Annotated in this window: 18 protein-coding genes; 5 read left to right on the top strand and 13 right to left on the bottom strand. The window is 54.9% G+C overall.

The annotated features are described in order from the left end of the window. Positions 1 to 308 precede the first annotated feature (308 nt). The 9 genes from FHS77_RS14555 to FHS77_RS14595 all read right to left on the bottom strand — a co-directional run bounded on the left by FHS77_RS14555 (position 309) and on the right by FHS77_RS14595 (position 8042). A complete protein-coding gene (locus FHS77_RS14555; RefSeq protein WP_184224653.1) occupies positions 309 to 1142 on the bottom strand; it encodes a lysozyme family protein in 834 nt (277 codons plus the stop codon). A gap of 110 nt (positions 1143 to 1252) precedes the next feature. After that, positions 1253 to 1609: a phage head completion protein gene (locus tag FHS77_RS14560; protein WP_184224655.1), complete on the bottom strand. Its 357-nt coding sequence runs from the start codon at positions 1607 to 1609 to the stop codon at positions 1253 to 1255. Then, positions 1606 to 2166, bottom strand: coding sequence for a hypothetical protein (locus FHS77_RS14565; protein ID WP_184224657.1), 561 nt, complete (start codon positions 2164 to 2166; stop codon positions 1606 to 1608). The genes FHS77_RS14560 and FHS77_RS14565 overlap by 4 nt, the downstream gene beginning before the upstream one ends. A 1-nt stretch (position 2167) precedes the next feature. Beyond that, positions 2168 to 2404 carry a hypothetical protein gene (locus FHS77_RS14570; protein WP_184224674.1) on the bottom strand — a complete coding sequence of 79 codons (237 nt, stop codon included), beginning with the start codon at positions 2402 to 2404 and terminating at the stop codon, positions 2168 to 2170. After that, positions 2394 to 3707, bottom strand: a complete 1314-nt coding sequence (locus tag FHS77_RS14575) for a phage major capsid protein (protein WP_210307158.1) — start codon at positions 3705 to 3707, stop codon at positions 2394 to 2396. The genes FHS77_RS14570 and FHS77_RS14575 overlap by 11 nt, the downstream gene beginning before the upstream one ends. Before the next feature lie 10 nt (positions 3708 to 3717). Further along, a complete protein-coding gene (locus FHS77_RS14580) occupies positions 3718 to 4461 on the bottom strand; it encodes a head maturation protease, ClpP-related (protein ID WP_184224659.1) in 744 nt (247 codons plus the stop codon). 79 nt (positions 4462 to 4540) lie between these two features. After that, entirely contained in the window at positions 4541 to 5791 is a 1251-nt protein-coding gene (locus FHS77_RS14585; protein ID WP_184224661.1) for a phage portal protein, read from the bottom strand. 15 nt (positions 5792 to 5806) lie between these two features. After that, the gene (locus FHS77_RS14590; protein ID WP_184224662.1) at positions 5807 to 7588 is read right to left on the bottom strand and encodes a terminase TerL endonuclease subunit; all 1782 of its coding nucleotides are present in this window, start codon (positions 7586 to 7588) and stop codon (positions 5807 to 5809) included. Then, on the bottom strand, positions 7572 to 8042 hold the full coding sequence (locus FHS77_RS14595; protein WP_184224663.1) for a phage terminase small subunit P27 family: 471 nt from the start codon (positions 8040 to 8042) through the stop codon (positions 7572 to 7574). Before FHS77_RS14595 ends, FHS77_RS14590 begins: the two co-directional genes overlap by 17 nt. A gap of 120 nt (positions 8043 to 8162) precedes the next feature. Between FHS77_RS14595 and FHS77_RS14600 the strand changes: the two genes are divergently transcribed. Next, on the top strand, positions 8163 to 8915 hold the full coding sequence (locus FHS77_RS14600; protein ID WP_184224664.1) for an SDR family NAD(P)-dependent oxidoreductase: 753 nt from the start codon (positions 8163 to 8165) through the stop codon (positions 8913 to 8915). On the opposite strand, the gene FHS77_RS14605 is transcribed toward FHS77_RS14600, so the two are convergent. The 3 genes from FHS77_RS14605 to FHS77_RS14615 form a co-directional block, all read right to left on the bottom strand. Then, the gene (locus FHS77_RS14605; protein WP_184224665.1) at positions 8869 to 9126 is read right to left on the bottom strand and encodes a DUF7220 family protein; all 258 of its coding nucleotides are present in this window, start codon (positions 9124 to 9126) and stop codon (positions 8869 to 8871) included. The genes FHS77_RS14600 and FHS77_RS14605 overlap by 47 nt on opposite strands. After that, positions 9123 to 10511 carry a site-specific DNA-methyltransferase gene (locus FHS77_RS14610; protein ID WP_184224666.1) on the bottom strand — a complete coding sequence of 463 codons (1389 nt, stop codon included), beginning with the start codon at positions 10509 to 10511 and terminating at the stop codon, positions 9123 to 9125. The genes FHS77_RS14605 and FHS77_RS14610 overlap by 4 nt, the downstream gene beginning before the upstream one ends. Positions 10512 to 10647: 136 nt before the next feature. Continuing rightward, positions 10648 to 10992 (bottom strand): HNH endonuclease signature motif containing protein, encoded by a 345-nt coding sequence (locus tag FHS77_RS14615; protein WP_343061031.1) that lies wholly within the window; start codon positions 10990 to 10992, stop codon positions 10648 to 10650. A 175-nt stretch (positions 10993 to 11167) separates the two neighbouring features. On the opposite strand from FHS77_RS14615, the gene FHS77_RS14620 reads away from it, so the two are divergent. The 3 genes from FHS77_RS14620 to FHS77_RS14630 all read left to right on the top strand — a co-directional run bounded on the left by FHS77_RS14620 (position 11168) and on the right by FHS77_RS14630 (position 13288). Continuing rightward, the gene (locus tag FHS77_RS14620; protein ID WP_184224668.1) at positions 11168 to 11548 is read left to right on the top strand and encodes a hypothetical protein; all 381 of its coding nucleotides are present in this window, start codon (positions 11168 to 11170) and stop codon (positions 11546 to 11548) included. Between the two features lie 123 nt (positions 11549 to 11671). Continuing rightward, positions 11672 to 12109: a single-stranded DNA-binding protein gene (gene ssb, locus FHS77_RS14625; protein ID WP_184224669.1), complete on the top strand. Its 438-nt coding sequence runs from the start codon at positions 11672 to 11674 to the stop codon at positions 12107 to 12109. Between the two features lie 57 nt (positions 12110 to 12166). Beyond that, positions 12167 to 13288: a tetratricopeptide repeat protein gene (locus FHS77_RS14630; protein WP_184224670.1), complete on the top strand. Its 1122-nt coding sequence runs from the start codon at positions 12167 to 12169 to the stop codon at positions 13286 to 13288. Positions 13289 to 13814: 526 nt separating this feature from the next. On the opposite strand, the gene FHS77_RS14635 is transcribed toward FHS77_RS14630, so the two are convergent. Continuing rightward, positions 13815 to 14147 (bottom strand): hypothetical protein, encoded by a 333-nt coding sequence (locus tag FHS77_RS14635; protein ID WP_184224671.1) that lies wholly within the window; start codon positions 14145 to 14147, stop codon positions 13815 to 13817. 596 nt (positions 14148 to 14743) lie between these two features. On the opposite strand from FHS77_RS14635, the gene FHS77_RS14640 reads away from it, so the two are divergent. Then, positions 14744 to 15159: DUF3102 domain-containing protein (locus tag FHS77_RS14640; RefSeq protein WP_184224672.1), on the top strand; the 416-nt coding region annotated here is incomplete at its 3' end.

The raw sequence follows: 15159 nt of genomic DNA on the forward strand, positions 1-15159 counted from the left end.
TTAAATTCATCACTATGCTTTAATGACATATATGGTCTCCTTGATAACAAATAATGCTCTCAAAAAGACCGGAACGAAACCGAGGCAAGACCAATCAGGTCATGGGGTTAGCAGGTTGAATCGGCTCACTGGCACGCCTGAGCTTGGTCCCGCATGACGCTGTAGTCGGAGAGCTTTTCGGAGATTGGAGATCCCTCGGGCAACAGATCGAGCTCGTCGGCTGCGCGCGCCTGGAACTCGCGGCTATAGTCGATAGCCTATATTCGGGCGATCACAGAGTAGTGTTGAAGCATCGGTTGCTGATTTCATCATCCCTCGATTATTTTCCTAACATCCTGTATCGCACACACGATCTGCCGCCGCAGCAGCAGTGCGACGAGGAGCCCTCCAAGCGCGAGTGCACCGATGGCGGTGACGGTCTGCCAATCCATGCCGGCGAGCGCTGCAAGTCCTGCACCGCCCGAGCCGAAGATGGTGGTGATCCAGCTCCATTGATCAGTTTTCTTGCGGATTTCCGCTTCAACGGTGACGGGAACGACGGGCTTCTCCACCTTCCTTTCTACCACAATTTCTCGTTTGGGCTGCGCTGCGGCGTGCCGCTTCTTCACCTCTGCCAAGGCCTGTCGAACGTCTTCCGTTCTCACCGCGACGTTCTGGTTGGCATAGGCTCCTTTTCCTGAGACCATCGGCAAGGAAGCCCATTCACGCGCCAGATTATCGATGAGAGTGTCTTCCGCCAGACGTCCTGAAAGATACTTGTCGATGCCACGAAGGCCCAGCAGATAGCAGGCGCAGCGATCCTGCATGTCCGCATCGAAGAGGGCATTGTCGGAGAGGCTGAGCGACGTGCGGATGGCGCGGAGCGTGGTGCGCACGATCTGGTATCTCCCAAGTGCCGAGGAGTTGAAGCTGTTTGCGGGGTGCCGGAGCATCTTCGTCTGCAGAGCATCGATTTCCTTCAACGTCATGGCGCAGAGATTGACGTCGCCGCCGGTAAAGGCACCGTAGGCGAGCGTTTCATTATAGCCACGCTTTCGGTCGGTGCCCTCGGCATGGCCGATGAGGTCAAGCAAGGGCCGATAGACATGATATTTGTCGCGCGCGACAGTATTCGCCGCGCTGCTAGAGGCGTTCGCGTTCATGATGATGTCCTTTCGCTGGGAGGCCCAAGCTATGGCTGGAGGACGGCCTTAGTGCTGCGGTGGTGCAAATAGCCAATCCGCAATACATGGTCGTCAATCCTGAGAGCCATTCAGGCACTTGACTGGTCGTCCGTATCGACAGAGGTCGTTATCTCAAGCCAACGTCGGCGACCTTCGGCACGCTCCTTGATGCCCTGAATGTTATGAACCCTGCCTTCGTGGATCAGTTCATCCGATGGCACTATGCCGGCCGTGTTTCGAGAATGCCGCACGATGAACCGGGTCATGCGGTATGCACCAACTGAACCAGCGGCAAAACGCTCACCATCGCTTACATCAAACCGCGCTGCAGGAAGGGTGAGTTCAATGTCTGGGCCAAAGATCGGCAGGTTCCATTCATCACGACCAATTTCTTCGCCGGGACGCTTGATGGTAATGCGCCTGTCGAGCCGCTGTGCTGTCATCATAGCTGGTAGCGCCGATAATTCGCGATGAGGCTTTCCTCGGCGCGTTCCAGATATTGGCTGTTGCCTGTCGCTGCCTCATCCAGAAGCAACTGAACGCGAAGCACGATCGCTGCCTTGATGTCGTTTGGCAGTTCAGAAAAACCTGCCTGATAGGTAACTGACGCGCTGCCGGCGGGCAGAAGATAGTCTGCGTTGAACCGGATAGAAGCCCTGCCGCCTGCATCATAGCGCAGCACATAGTCGCTGAACGGAACCTCTACGCCATCGCCGTCCATCACCCTCATGCCGGTTGGCAGAACAGGTCCCAATGGCAGGTGCAGCTCGCGCTCAAACGCATCAAAGTCCTGCCGCCATTCCTGAACCGCCAGACTGATGCCCAAGATGCCATTCCAACCTTCGTAGTGATGAATGGCCGATAGGATCGCGAATTCGATGTTTTCCGCATCCTCCACTTCCATATCGTCACCATTCCAGACCACCTTGTTCAGAAGGCGGGCAACTTCCTCGACTGATATGGGCAGCTCTGATGCTGGCGTGAGAAGAACAGGGCGGTGCATGTCAGTCGTCGCTCTTGTTCTTCGTTGTGGGTTTCTTCTCGGGCGCAAGTGCACCGGCAGCACGTGCAGCGCGCTCGAGCTCAGGCGGACATTCGTCGCCAGCCTTGTATTCACGAGGGAATGCTTCGCTTTTCGGCGCGCCGCGAAAGGGTTTGATGAACTTCATTGAACTGATCTCCATGGAAGGAGACGGGCGACCGAAGCCGCCCGTCTGATCATGCAAGCGATCAGGTGCCATCACCCACGCGGTAATAGCGTATCCATTCCGGGTTCCACATGCCGCCACCGACGCGCTTTCGCGTATAGAACAGCACATAGGGCTTGTTGGTATAAGGGTCGCGCAGCACCGACATGCCGACCCGATCGAAGATCCGGTAGGCCTGAGCCATATTGCCAAACAGCACCGGAATGGTGCCTGCGGCAACGTCTGGCATGCCGGCCAACTCGTGGATCGGTTGGCCAAGGACCTGCGCCGGCTGACCCGACTGGAAAGGTGGCTGCCACAGGTAGTTATCCTGGCCATCCTTCATCTTGCGAATGATGGCGTGTGTCTTCCGGTTAGCGTAAAGGGCTGCACCTTGCGAACGATCTTCCGGCAGGTCGTAGATCAGGTCGATCAGACCATCTGCTGTCAGCCCATTGGCGTCACCGGTCAGCACCTCACTGATAGGGCCAAGTGGATGGCGCTGTGCCGCTGGTAGGGCGGTCTCGGTCGTAGCGTCATAACGCAAGATGCCTTTTGGCTTGTTGACCCCATCGCCATTGATGAACGCAGCACCCTCCTGATAGGCGAATTCGATATTGACCTCGCTCGCAAGCCAGGCCGCCATATCGATCTCGCTGTCTTCTAGAATGCGCTCGGTGGCCGCTGGCATCGCATAGATCTCACCAAAGGAGAACGCATAAGTTGCCAGAACTGAGCCGTCGGTTTGCGGACGGTTCGCCGTTTCGCCCACCCAAGCTGACGTGGTGCCATGCAGATTGTAGAGCTTGGTAAAGCCCTGGCCGGTTACAGATTGGACAGATGCAAAGCGGCGCATTGGAGAAATCTCGACGCGCTCGTCCGTAATGGTACGATCCCATTCGATCGGAGCGGTATAACCGCCCTTGCTATCGTCACCGACTTCATACGCTGCGGTGATTTCGCCAGCACGGATCGCAGCCTTGACGTTGCTTTCACCATCACCGGTCCGAAACCACTCTTCGAAGGTGGCCTTGTAGGCGCGATCGGCTTCCGATAGCTGCGAACCATCACTGCCACCATTGACGGACATTGCAGCAAACTTTGCATTGAGCTTGTCGATTTCTGCTTCATATCTGGCGTTGGTTTCGCCAATGCCCTCTTCAATGCGCTTCAGCTTGTCAGTGGTAACAACATCGTCGAACCGGGCTGCAATCTCGGCATCCTTTTGCGACATCGTGGTCTTGAAGGCTTCCCAATCCTTGTTGAGATCGGCAAATAGCTTTGTCACGTCGGACGAGCCATCAGCGCGCACGGCGACGATCCCGCGCGTTTTGCGCTGGCTCACATGCTGGGTCATTTCTTGTCTCCTATGACCGTATTGTTGAACGAAGCTGCTCGATGGCAGCCTTCAGATCGTCAGCGTCGTGCATGACGGTCACGGCAGCGTCTTGCTTGCCGCCCTTTACCTCGGCCAGAAGCGCACGGCGTTCTGATCGGGTCATTCCTGTTCTGGCAAGCAGGGCATCAACACGTCGCGCTGCATGGATCGAGCGTGTGCTGTCAGCCCTGGCTTTGTCGTCGATGACGGTGTCGGCAGACAGGTAGCTGTCGGCGAGCCCCGTCTCAATGGCTTGTGCGCCACTAAACCATGTCTCATTGTCCATCCACCCAATTGCTGTGGCTTTGTCGACACCAGCACGATCGGCATAGACCGTTGCCATGGCATCATCGAATGGCTGCATGGTCTTTGCCGCTTCAGCCAGATCATGACGATTGCCGACCGCCAGCACCCAGGCATTGTGCACCATGAGAAAGCCGGCCTTGCCGATCTGGATTTCATCGCCGGCCATGGCAATGACGGAAGCAGCTGACGCTGCGATACCGAGGATGCGAACGGTCACCTTATTTGGATGCGCGCGCAACAGATTGTAGATTGCGACGCCTTCAAAGAAATCACCGCCTGGCGAATTGATGTCCACTTGAACTTGGTCGTCGCCGATCGAGCGTAGCGCTGCGGCGATACGCTTTGAGGTCACGCCGCCGCCGCTCCAAGAATCTTCACCAATCACGTCGAGGATGGAGATTGTTGCGTCCGATGGGTCGCGCGCCATGATGCCAGCATCTCATTTGCTGATAGCGTCGGCATCAGGCTCGAAGGCGCAGATTGTCGGCAAACGCTCAGCCATGATCTCAGGCAGCTTGCGAAGGCTCATTGCCATTCTCCTGTTGTCCGGGTGCGGGTGGAAGCTGGCCAGGCTTGGCCTTGCCCAATTCTTGAAGTGCGCGCACCTCGTTCACATCCATCCAGGGCTGATGACCGCCCGATCCGAGCGCCTTGGCAAAGAACTCGGCCTGATCGCTCATGGAGCCGCGGAGCAGCGCGCCCTCGTTGAACTTGGCGTAAAGCTGGTCTTTTTCTCCACCGCTCAGAACCGAGCGATGAATGGCTTGCTCCCAGGCCGTAAACCAAGGAGCCAGTCCGTAGCGCACGAAGAACTGGCCCAACACGTCAATGCCCGAGCCCCATGACGTGTCATCGACCATCAATAGTGGGCGGGGCACACCAAACACGCGGCCGATTTCTTCAATCTGGTGCTGACGTGTTTCAAGGTGCTGGTTGTCCTTGCCGGTCTGACTGAACGGCGATGCTTCCATGTCTTCTTCCAGGATCAGCCATTTGTGCGCGTTCTCGGCACTTTCGCGATCTGCCATGCTAGCCTTCAAGCGCTCATAGGCTTCGGGTGAGAGCTTGCCCTTGTGTTTCAATGCACCACCAACCAGCATGCCATTGCGAAAGAGCCGGGCAGCAGCACGCTCGGTCTGAAGTGCAAGCCCGATGGCTTCGGCAGCCTGGCGCACCAGCGACATGCCGCGCAGGCCGTCATGGGAAAGCCCACGCAGGTGCAGGATTTCATGGGCCCCGAATACCCTCACCGCACCCTTCGGCGGCTGATAGCGATACTCGACCGACCAATCGTCATTCTGCTTGATCGACACCATGCCGCCCGCGAGCGGTACCAAACGGATCGGCCTACCCATGGAGCGGACAATCAATGCGAACGCATCACCCTCGACCAATGCCCGCATTTGCATCAACGCTTTGAAGTCAAACGCTGACTGCCAATCGTTCGGCTGCGTCATCAACAATCGATAGAGCGGATGGTGTTCAGCCTTTCGCCTGTCGTCACCCACCTCGAACAAGTGCAGCGGCAACATGCCGATCGTATAAGAAATCAGCGACACGCACCGAAACACGGTTGTGTTCTTGAGTGCCGTTGCCGTCGTGACATTCGCCCCACTTTCGGTTAGCGCTGCGGACATGGCCCGCATCAAATCGAGCGTGCGCTCACCATCCACCGTGACAAGGTTCTCTGGTGTGGACGCAGAAACGTTCGGCACCCTGCCAACAGCCGCTTTCAGCAGGTTGGACAAATATCCCATTCAACTTTCCCTGCTTTAAACTACGAGGATGCCGCGCGTCTCATAGATCGAGCGTCCAGCATTGACGTCTCGAGCTAACGCCCGACCAAGCGCATTGCAGATGGCAACGATGCCATCGATCCGCTCAGTCGAGCGCTCCTTATCTGGCTTGATGTTGCCAGCCGGATCATGGCGTACAGCAACATTGGAGGCGTTCCACCTAAGCACCGGATGGCCGCCATGCCAGAGTGATCGTGATACCGACAGCCGTTCTAGCTCAGCCGTCGGAGCAGCCATGCTCAAGAACCCTTGTCCAAACTGCACCAGGCTCAAACCTTCATCCTGCAGGTTCTGGACGATCTCGCCAGCAAATGTGCGGTCGTAAGAGAGCTCACGCATGTCGAAGCGGGAGGCAAGATCCAGGATTTCCTTTTCCACGAAGGCAAAGTCGGTAGCGTTGCCGGGTGTGGCTGTCAAAAAGCCCTGATCCCGCCAGACATCATAGGGAACACGGTCGCGGCGCACGCGGCGTAAAATGTCATCCTCAGGGATGAAGAAGCGGCAGAGCACAATCCATTTATCCGACAGCGCACCAAGCTCGGCATCGAGCGTCGGCGGAAACAATAACACGAAAGCGGACAGGTCATTGACGCGGGCAAGATCAAGCCCGCCATAGCATTCACGCCCAAGCAGCTTCTGCTCCAGTTCTTCCAGATCGTGTTTGACAATCCGCCAGTCGGTGGTGGCGGGATGACCACCTTCCTCCCAGACGCTCATGTCGAGCCAACGCGTGACCTGTTCGGTCCATTCATTCAGGCGCAGGCGGCGGATGGCATTCTGCTGCGCCGGCATTTCCTTTGCTTCATCGATCTGGCGCTTCAGGTCATCGACCTTCACTGTGACGCCGAGGCTTGGATTGGCTTTCACCCACACCGCAGGATCAGTCCAGTCGTCACCTTCATCGATGGTGGCAATATAGCCAAACCAGCTATCTGATGAATCCGTCGGCAGCGTTCCTTCCAGCGCCTTGACTGAGAACTCGTGATGCTGGCGGCAGACGGAATGGCGGTCATAACCGGCCGTGGTAATCTCAAAGATCAGTGGCTGACGACGTGCACCGGTTGCCGTGTTGAGCTTCTGGATGATCTCGGGTCCAGGATGTTCATGGACTTCGTCGACGGCCGCAAAGTGAATGTTCAATCCGTCCATCTTGGTCGCATCAGCAGACAATGGCCTGAACCAGGACGAGGTCGGCAGCACTGCCAGATTGTTCACGGTCCTGGTGATCCTTGCCTGCAGAGCAGAACTTGCTGCCACCATGCGTTCAGCCTCGCCGAAGACGATGCGCGCCTGATCACGTGTCGTTGCCGCCGAATAGACATGTGCACCCGGCTCACCATCTGCAATCAATGCATAGAGTGCGGTGCCGGCCAAGAGCACCGACTTGCCGTTCTTGCGCGCCACCTCGACATAAGCAGTGCGAAACCGGCGCAATCCATGTTGGGTCGAACGGGTCTTGCGCTTCCAGCCATAAAGCGAACCGACGACGAACTGCTGCCAGTCCTGCAGCACGAAGGGCTCGCCGGCCCATTCACCAGTCGAGTGGCGCAGATGACCAAAGAAGTCGATCGCGTGCCGTGCAGCATCAATATCCCAAACCAGACCGCGTTTGCTTCCAGCTTTCAGGTCAGCCAGATGCCGTTCGCAGGCCAGCCGTACCAGCCGGCCAGCGACAATCTTGCTGCTGACAACAGCGCGAGCATAGGCCGTGACCGGGCAGGTATTCTTGCCGGATCTCGATCTACTTCTTGCGGCCACGGGTCAGAAAGTCCTCAAATGGGTCCGCCTTCTCGGCAGGCTCTGCCATGCGGATGCGCGAGCGGCTCGAGGGCGTCAGGCCGAACTCGCTCTCGATCTGGTGCATCTGCGCCAGGCATTTGTTGGCCACCGCCAGGAACGGGTTCTGGATGATGTTGCCGTTCGATGTCTTCACAACATGGCCGCGGCGTTTGACTTCCTGTTCCGCCTCGATCCAGCGCCGCCAGATGACAACGTAGCGAGCGAGCGCGCCAGCATCGAGCTCGGTCATCACGCCATGGCGCGCAAGCATCTCGGCCATCTCGGTGAACTTCGCCTGCGCTTCCTCGTCGAGATGATCCGGCGGCGCGGGCACTGCCACCACCGGCCTTGGCTCGGCCTCGTTCATGCGGTGCGGTCGGGCGGTGCCCTTGACCAGCTTCAAATGCGTTGGCAGCGGCTTGCGGCCGGCCATGTCAAAACTCCAATAATGCGCGATTCTGCGCCCCGACTATTTATTGAACGGTGACTTCCCCACGGACACTTTTCGTGTTGATATAGGCTTAGCGATGCCAAATCACAGAAAGGGGCCATCATGTCTTTCAATAACAAGGTTGCTCTGGTTACCGGTGCGGGCTCCGGAATTGGCGAAGCCATAGCCAAGGAACTGGCTGGTCTGGGCGCCAGTGTCGTCGTGGCAGACATCAACGAAGCTGGCGCGCAACGAGTGGCAGACGAAATCGCTGTGGCTGAAGGAAAGGCTGCTCCCTTCAAGGCCGACAGTGCCTCACCTGACGACAATGAACGAGCTGTTGCTTTTGCCCTCCGCACCTATGGCAAACTGAACTATGCAGTGAACAACGCTGGGATCGGTGGAAACGCCGCTCCTACCGGTGAAGTTGATCTTGCTGATTGGAAACGCGTGATCGACATCAATCTCAACGGCGTACTCTACGCCATGCGTTACCAGATCCCGGTCATGCTGGAAGCTGGTGCCAACAACTGCGCGATCGTCAATATGGCGTCGATCCATGGCACGGTCGCCGCGATCGGCAACAGCGCATATACGACTGCAAAACATGGTGTTGTCGGTCTGACGAAGAATGCAGCAGCGGAATATGGTCCGCAGGGTTTGCGTATAAATTGCGTCGGACCTGCTTACATCGACACGCCGCTTCTGGATAATCTGTCCGACGAGATCCGTTCGGAGTTGGTGGATCGCCATCCGCTCGGACGTCTTGGACGCGCCGAAGAAGTGGCTAAGGTGGTTCGATTTCTATTGTCGGATGATGCATCATTTGTCACCGGCAGCTATTACCTTGTTGATGGGGGATATACTGCGATCTGATTTGTCTTTTGGTCTCGAATAGACGTCGGAGCATGTATGAGCGTGCGATCGACACCACGGTGAAGATTGCGCCCATCGCCATGTTTTCGGAAAGCGTCGTCGTCAGCCCGAACAGCGGAAACACCACAAGCTGGGTGATGACCGCGATGCCGTAACCGACGGCAACATTGGCGACCGCTTCCACCAGCGACATGGTGCGCGACTGCTTCATGCCGTTGCATCCTGGGCGGCATCTCCGGTATCCGGCACCCTTTCGGCCGCGACCGCGTCAAAACTGCGGCCATCGTCTTCGAGCGTCGCCTGTTTGCCTGTGAACTCCTGCCAGCGCCGGATAACGACGTCGCAGAAGGCCTCCGACAGTTCCAGCCCGTAGACTTTGCGCCCGGTCTTCTCGCCGGCAATCAGCTGCGAGCCGGAGCCGGAGAATGGCTCGTAACAGATATCGCCCGGACGGGTATGCAGCTGCATCGGCAGCGTGAACACGCGCACCGGCTTTGAGGTCGGATGCTCGCGGGTCTCGATTTCCGACGACGGGATGTTCCACACCGTCGTCGGCCAGTTCTCAAAGCCCTCGCGGTTGATCCTCGGCTTCTTGCCGCGGCGCCAGCCGAACAGGCACGGCTCATGCGCCCACAGCATCACCGAGCGGGTCAGCACCGGACGGGATTTGGCCCAGATGATCTGCTGGTGATGCAGGACGTCGAACTGGTCCCAGACATTCTCCAGCATCCGTTGCCTGCGTGAAGCATGCCAGCAGTACCATGCGACGTTCTCCTCGAGGGCATGGTCGATTGCTAGCTGGCAGAACGCCTCGTAGAACTGCGGTCCCTGGCTGGAATCGTCCCAGTGCGGCTGTTCGATGTAGTCTTCGGACCAATCCTTGTTGGCAATTTTCTTCGCCCGTTTTGAAGCGTTCTTTTTCGTCGGATGGTTGGTGCCGTCATAATCGACGAGATAGGGCGGGTCGGTCGCAAACAGCGTCGCGCGTTCGCCATTCATCAGCCGGGTCACATCATCCGGGTCTGTGCTGTCACCGCAGAGCAAGCGATGGTCACCGAGCAGCCACAGATCACCGCGTCGGGTGACCGGCGTTGCCGGCACTTCCGGAATGGCGTCATCCTCGGTCAGCCCGTCCTGTTCAATGCTGCTGCCGTAGAGCAGATCCTGCAATTCGTCGTCATTAAAGCCGGTCAGGCCGAGATCAACGCCGGCCTCCTGCAGGTCGGAGAGCTCAAGCGCCAGCAGGTCTTCATCCCATCCTGCGTTGAGGGCGATGCGGTTGTCGGCCAGGACGAGCGCCCGGCGCTGCGTTTCCGAAAGACCGGTCAGAACAATAGCCGGCACCGTATCCATGCCGAGCTTGCGCGCGGCAAGCACGCGGCCGTGCCCGGCGATCAAGGTGCCATCCTCGGCGATCAGCACGGGATTGGTGAAACCGAATTCACGGATCGAGCCGGCGATCTCGGCAACCTGCGCTTCCGAATGTGTGCGGGCATTGCGGGCATATGGCACCAGATCATCGAGGCGACGATATTCGACGGTCAGCTGACGCTCGCCGCCATCAACACCGATATGCGCAGTTTCAGCGGTTGCCATTTTCTGTATCCAATAAAATCAACATCTTGGTCATGCACCCCCCATGCTCCATTTTGGCCACGGATGTGTTTTTGGCGCGCCCTGGTCCCCAATCGGAGCCTTCACAACTTTCGAGGCCCCCGGGGGCCTGAAAAACTCACACCGAGCGCCGAGGATTTCCGAAACCGCCGTCGCTCGTCGCCGTCTTCCGGCTGTGACACGAGGCGCACAGCGCCTGCCACCGGTCCCTGTCCCAGAACACCGTCTCATCACCACGATGCGGATCGATATGATCGACGATGTTCGCCGGGCGGATCACGCCATGAGCTTCGCAGTCGACGCACAGCGGATGCTCGCGCAGAAACGACAGGCGTTCGGCTTGCCAGCGGCGCGAGCGGTATAGCTTACGTACAACCGGATCGCGCTTGCGGTCATAGTCCCGGTCGCGATCACGTTGCTCTCGCCATCCAACCGGGCGATGGACTGGCGGACGAACAGGCACGGCTAACCTCGGTGATGATGATCTGCTTGATAACGCTCGTCGAAATTTCAGGGCACCAACCTGAAAGACCGCATTCTCATGATACCTTTCGCGGATATGCCCGTTGACAATTATCTGCCGATCGTTCCCAGGGCTCATCTTTTCGCGGTGCCCGCCCGGAGAGCGGCGACTGCGCGTGCTCTGGCAAGCCCCACTTCTTACGCATCCACTGGTCAAAGAGATGCTCCATCTGCGATTGGGTCAGTGTCCAAATGCCGAGCTTCTGGATCTCCGCTTCGATTTTTCGTTCCGCTTCGCCCGGCGTCATATCGAATCATTCGCCACGGATGTTTTCTGCGACGTGGTTTTGTTTGAATGCAGCTTCAATGCGCGTGGCAACAGCAACGCCCGGCAACCACCAGAATCGGTGAAACCGCAGGTCCTCGTAATGGCTGCTCTGGATCGTACCAATTCGCCGCACCGGGTCTTCGGAAATACCGATCTTGACTGGACTGCCTTGAACAGTCGTCAGCAAGTATACGGTATGGAAACCATTCGAGCGGATATACTCCAGTAGGAGCGGGCGGTATGCGGTATAAAGAAACCGTCCCACCATTCTAAGTTTGCCATTGCCTCGGTTGCAGCCTAACGTTGCCACACACGAAACTTATAGTGCGAAGTCAGCGTTGGAGACCAAATAATGGCAGGTAGCGTCAACAAGGCCATCATAATCGGCAACCTAGGCATGGACCCTGAAACCAGAGATCTACCAAGCGGTCAGAAGGTCGCAAATCTTCGTGTTGCTACAAGCGAACAGTGGACGGACCGAGCCTCAGGAGAGAAGCGCGAACGAACCGAATGGCACACGGTGAGTGTGTTTGATCAGAACGCCGCACGGTACGCCGAGAGTTATCTACGAAAAGGCGACAAGGTATATGTTGAAGGGCGGGTCCAAACGCGGAAATGGCAGGATCAAAGTGGCGCTGACCGGTACAGCACGGAAATCGTTGTCAACGCTATTGGCGGACAGTTGACCGGCTTAACCACCACAAGAGACAATTCTTTCGGCGAAGGCCAAAATAGAAGCGCAGACCCCGTCAGTAGCCCCAGCAGCTTTGACGATGACATTCCATTTTAGAATCAGATCCACCCAATATAGTTTGGAGTGCGGAGCAAAGAATTAGGGGCAAACGGATTGAATATTTGGAAAAAATTGTTCCGGAAAAATGCGGACGAAATGTATGAAGAAGCACTGCGTGCTGAACATTCCGCCCCCAAACGTTATAAAAAACTCATTTCCGACGCCTCGGTCCTCGGCCATATCGACGCTCAGTTGCGGTATGGTAAGGAACTCGTGCGTGGAGGATTTGGGGACGGACACAAAGTTGATGGTCTGAAGTGGCTACAACAGGCAGCTAAACATGGCAACTCCGAGGCATGGTTTACCATCGGTATGATGTATAAAGACGGGCACCTTATTTCTCAGGACTACCAAGAAGCATCAAGAATGTTTGCAAAAGCAGCAGACTCAGGCCACACAGTCGCTCAACTTGAACTGGGCTACCTCTATTTCAAAGGCCTAGGCGTAAGTCAAAGCAACCAGAAAGCGCTCAAGCTGTACCGAGGCGCCGCAGAGAATGGCAGTGCGAATGCTTGTTTTAATATCGGCCTTATGTATTGGAAAGGCGAAGGCGTTGAAACGGATCTAAGCAGCGCGCGGCGATGGCTAGAAAAAGCACAAAGCCTTGGAAACCCACGTGCCGAAGGAGTGCTCATCCTCATTGGCGAACAGCAAAAGATCATGATGCAAGATGCTATGCTACAGGCAGCGGCACTGTCGGGATGGAATGCAGGTATTCGAGGCACGTTTGGCGATTTCCGGAGAAGCTCTGATGGCTTAGGCGGCGAGGAAATCTCTGAAAAGTTCAACGACGAAACAAGACCCGCTGAACAGGGCCATCAAGACGAGCAGCTCGATGATTCTTCGACCGATCAGCCGTCCTCCAGTGAGAACTATACCAATGACTCGGCGCTGCCAAAACCATTCCTTGACCAAGAGTTGGTTTCGACTAGCGCACTCGGCAGAATTATTGGAGTTAAAGCCAAACCTTTCCTTTTCGACGAGTTTTTGAGCCGAGGTTATATCGAAAGATCTGAAAATAGGTATTTGTTAACCAGTTTTGGGCAGAGCGCCGAGGTTGGCGGATGCTACAGGTTACTTTCGGATGGCAACCAAGTTGTAACTTGGCCGGTCACTCTCGTTTATGACGTCACGAACGTATTTGAAGCGGAAATTATTTCCGTTTCAGTCCTGTAAAAACTGCTGAGCAGATTACAGGTTCTTCCATTCTAAAATAGGTATCGTTATAGCTGGCCATAGCCCGTATTCCTTTTATGCGAAGGTTTCAGGTCAGGCTCCGTTATGGTGTTCCCGCACTTAACGGAGCCGTTTTTATGTTCTGTGATTGAACATGCATAAACTATGACAGGACCGGCGAAACCCGGGAAGGCCCTCATATGAAATACCTGTGGGCACATTTGAAAATAGTTTTTGGCAGCAGGATTTTTGAAGCTCGGAATCCATGAAATTAAGCGACATTAAACAGCGTTTTTCGTCTTAGCCTACAGATAAAAATAGTAAAAATCTGCCGCCAGCGTTTCCAAATAATTATTCCTGGGAAACTCTATAATTGCGATTCATCTGCAAACGCCGTGCTATGAAGTAACGGGGGGAAGACAAAATTGAGCACAAACGATGTTTGCCAAATCATTTAAGAATGGCTGCCATCATTATCAGATGTGAAACCCTCAATTAATTCATAGATATCGTAACGAAGGCAAGCTCACTTGGCTGGGGTATCGTCATCCTTCAAATGAAGCTTTCTAAAAAACTGCCAATCTGATTTCGTGTATTTTTCAATGAGATCATCGATAACAACATAGCTTGCATCTTTATCAAAACCCTGAGCTTTCAGCCTGCGAACGATCATATCGCAATAGCCCTCGAGCAAGTGCATTTGATTGGTCTTATAAGATCTCATGATGAACATATGCAGCAAGACGCGGGCAATATCATCCCGCGATGGTTTTCGGTCTCGTTTATGGCGCTCACGCACCTTTTGTTGACGTTCACGTTGTTTGCGTAAGCGCTCCGCCTCTTGCTTTCTGATTGTCATAATTTAAGTCTCACGGATTTATATCAATAGCGTGAGCTCAAAAAACTGTCGGCGCAATCATTATTTCTCTTTCGCAAACGCCGTTTGTTTTTGAATCAGAATTCTAGAATTCAGAAACGGTAATCCAGTATTTTGAATCGGATTATTGCAAATTTTTCTGAATTGAAATGCATTGCCGCCAATTTGTAGTGCTCTGCGGGCAACTCCAATCAGGTTGCGGGTAAGGCAACTCACTGTCCCGGCAACCTGAAAGAATACAAAATAAAGAAATCCTCTTTTCTTCAGGTGTTCCTATTGGCTTCGACAAACGGCGTTTGATCGAGGGTTATAAAACAATGCAGAGCACGGGTGATTGAAGTCGCGACGTAACTGAAGTGTGTGCTGGATTAAGTCATTTTGGCAATCGTTACTGATAAGGTGGGATGTCTGTCATTTTAGCGGCAATGGCAGCGCAAAATCGCTCGTTATTGAGCGAAGTTTTTGGATTTCAAAAATCATGAAAATAATAACTATATGAATTCATTGATAAATATGATATAATGACATTGGGCGAGGTTGGCCCGATATTTTGTAAGATTTTAATTTAGGATTTTAAAATGGTAATTATGAAGAAAAAAAATACAAAATCAAAAACTCAAGATCGTGGGTTTGAATATGAAGCTTCTGGACTGGGTAAAGAACAAATCGAAAACTTAAAAAAGTGCCATGAACATATTGTCGGGCTTGGCCGACGCTCTACTGAGCAAGCTTTTGATTTAGGTGCGCATCTCGCCAAAGCGCACGAACTCATTCCGGATCGGACATTTGGTAAATGGGTTAAGGCCTGCTGTGGCTTCACGGATCGTACCGCACGCAACTATGTTGCGGTTCATAGGAGGCTTGGTAGTCACCGAAGCAAGCTCGTCGAACTTGGCGCAGCTTCGACAGCTCTATTCGAACTAACCAAAGCGGATGACAGCCAAGTTACTGAGATTTTATTGCATGCTTCGGAAACTGGCAGGCTTCAGATTAA

Origin of the sequence: Paenochrobactrum gallinarii (assembly GCF_014205685.1) — a bacterium.
Taxonomy (GTDB): domain Bacteria; phylum Pseudomonadota; class Alphaproteobacteria; order Rhizobiales; family Rhizobiaceae; genus Paenochrobactrum; species Paenochrobactrum gallinarii.

Coding starts and splice junctions, on each gene's coding strand:
- FHS77_RS14555 (WP_184224653.1), bottom strand. CDS start 1,142: ATGAACGCGAACGCCTCTAGCAGCGCGGCGAATACTGTCGCGCGCGAC.
- FHS77_RS14560 (WP_184224655.1), bottom strand. CDS start 1,609: ATGATGACAGCACAGCGGCTCGACAGGCGCATTACCATCAAGCGTCCC.
- FHS77_RS14565 (WP_184224657.1), bottom strand. CDS start 2,166: ATGCACCGCCCTGTTCTTCTCACGCCAGCATCAGAGCTGCCCATATCA.
- FHS77_RS14570 (WP_184224674.1), bottom strand. CDS start 2,404: ATGGCACCTGATCGCTTGCATGATCAGACGGGCGGCTTCGGTCGCCCG.
- FHS77_RS14575 (WP_210307158.1), bottom strand. CDS start 3,707: ATGACCCAGCATGTGAGCCAGCGCAAAACGCGCGGGATCGTCGCCGTG.
- FHS77_RS14580 (WP_184224659.1), bottom strand. CDS start 4,461: ATGGCGCGCGACCCATCGGACGCAACAATCTCCATCCTCGACGTGATT.
- FHS77_RS14585 (WP_184224661.1), bottom strand. CDS start 5,791: ATGGGATATTTGTCCAACCTGCTGAAAGCGGCTGTTGGCAGGGTGCCG.
- FHS77_RS14595 (WP_184224663.1), bottom strand. CDS start 8,042: ATGGCCGGCCGCAAGCCGCTGCCAACGCATTTGAAGCTGGTCAAGGGC.
- FHS77_RS14600 (WP_184224664.1), top strand. CDS start 8,163: ATGTCTTTCAATAACAAGGTTGCTCTGGTTACCGGTGCGGGCTCCGGA.
- FHS77_RS14605 (WP_184224665.1), bottom strand. CDS start 9,126: ATGAAGCAGTCGCGCACCATGTCGCTGGTGGAAGCGGTCGCCAATGTT.
- FHS77_RS14610 (WP_184224666.1), bottom strand. CDS start 10,511: ATGGCAACCGCTGAAACTGCGCATATCGGTGTTGATGGCGGCGAGCGT.
- ssb (WP_184224669.1), top strand. CDS start 11,672: ATGGCAGGTAGCGTCAACAAGGCCATCATAATCGGCAACCTAGGCATG.
- FHS77_RS14635 (WP_184224671.1), bottom strand. CDS start 14,147: ATGACAATCAGAAAGCAAGAGGCGGAGCGCTTACGCAAACAACGTGAA.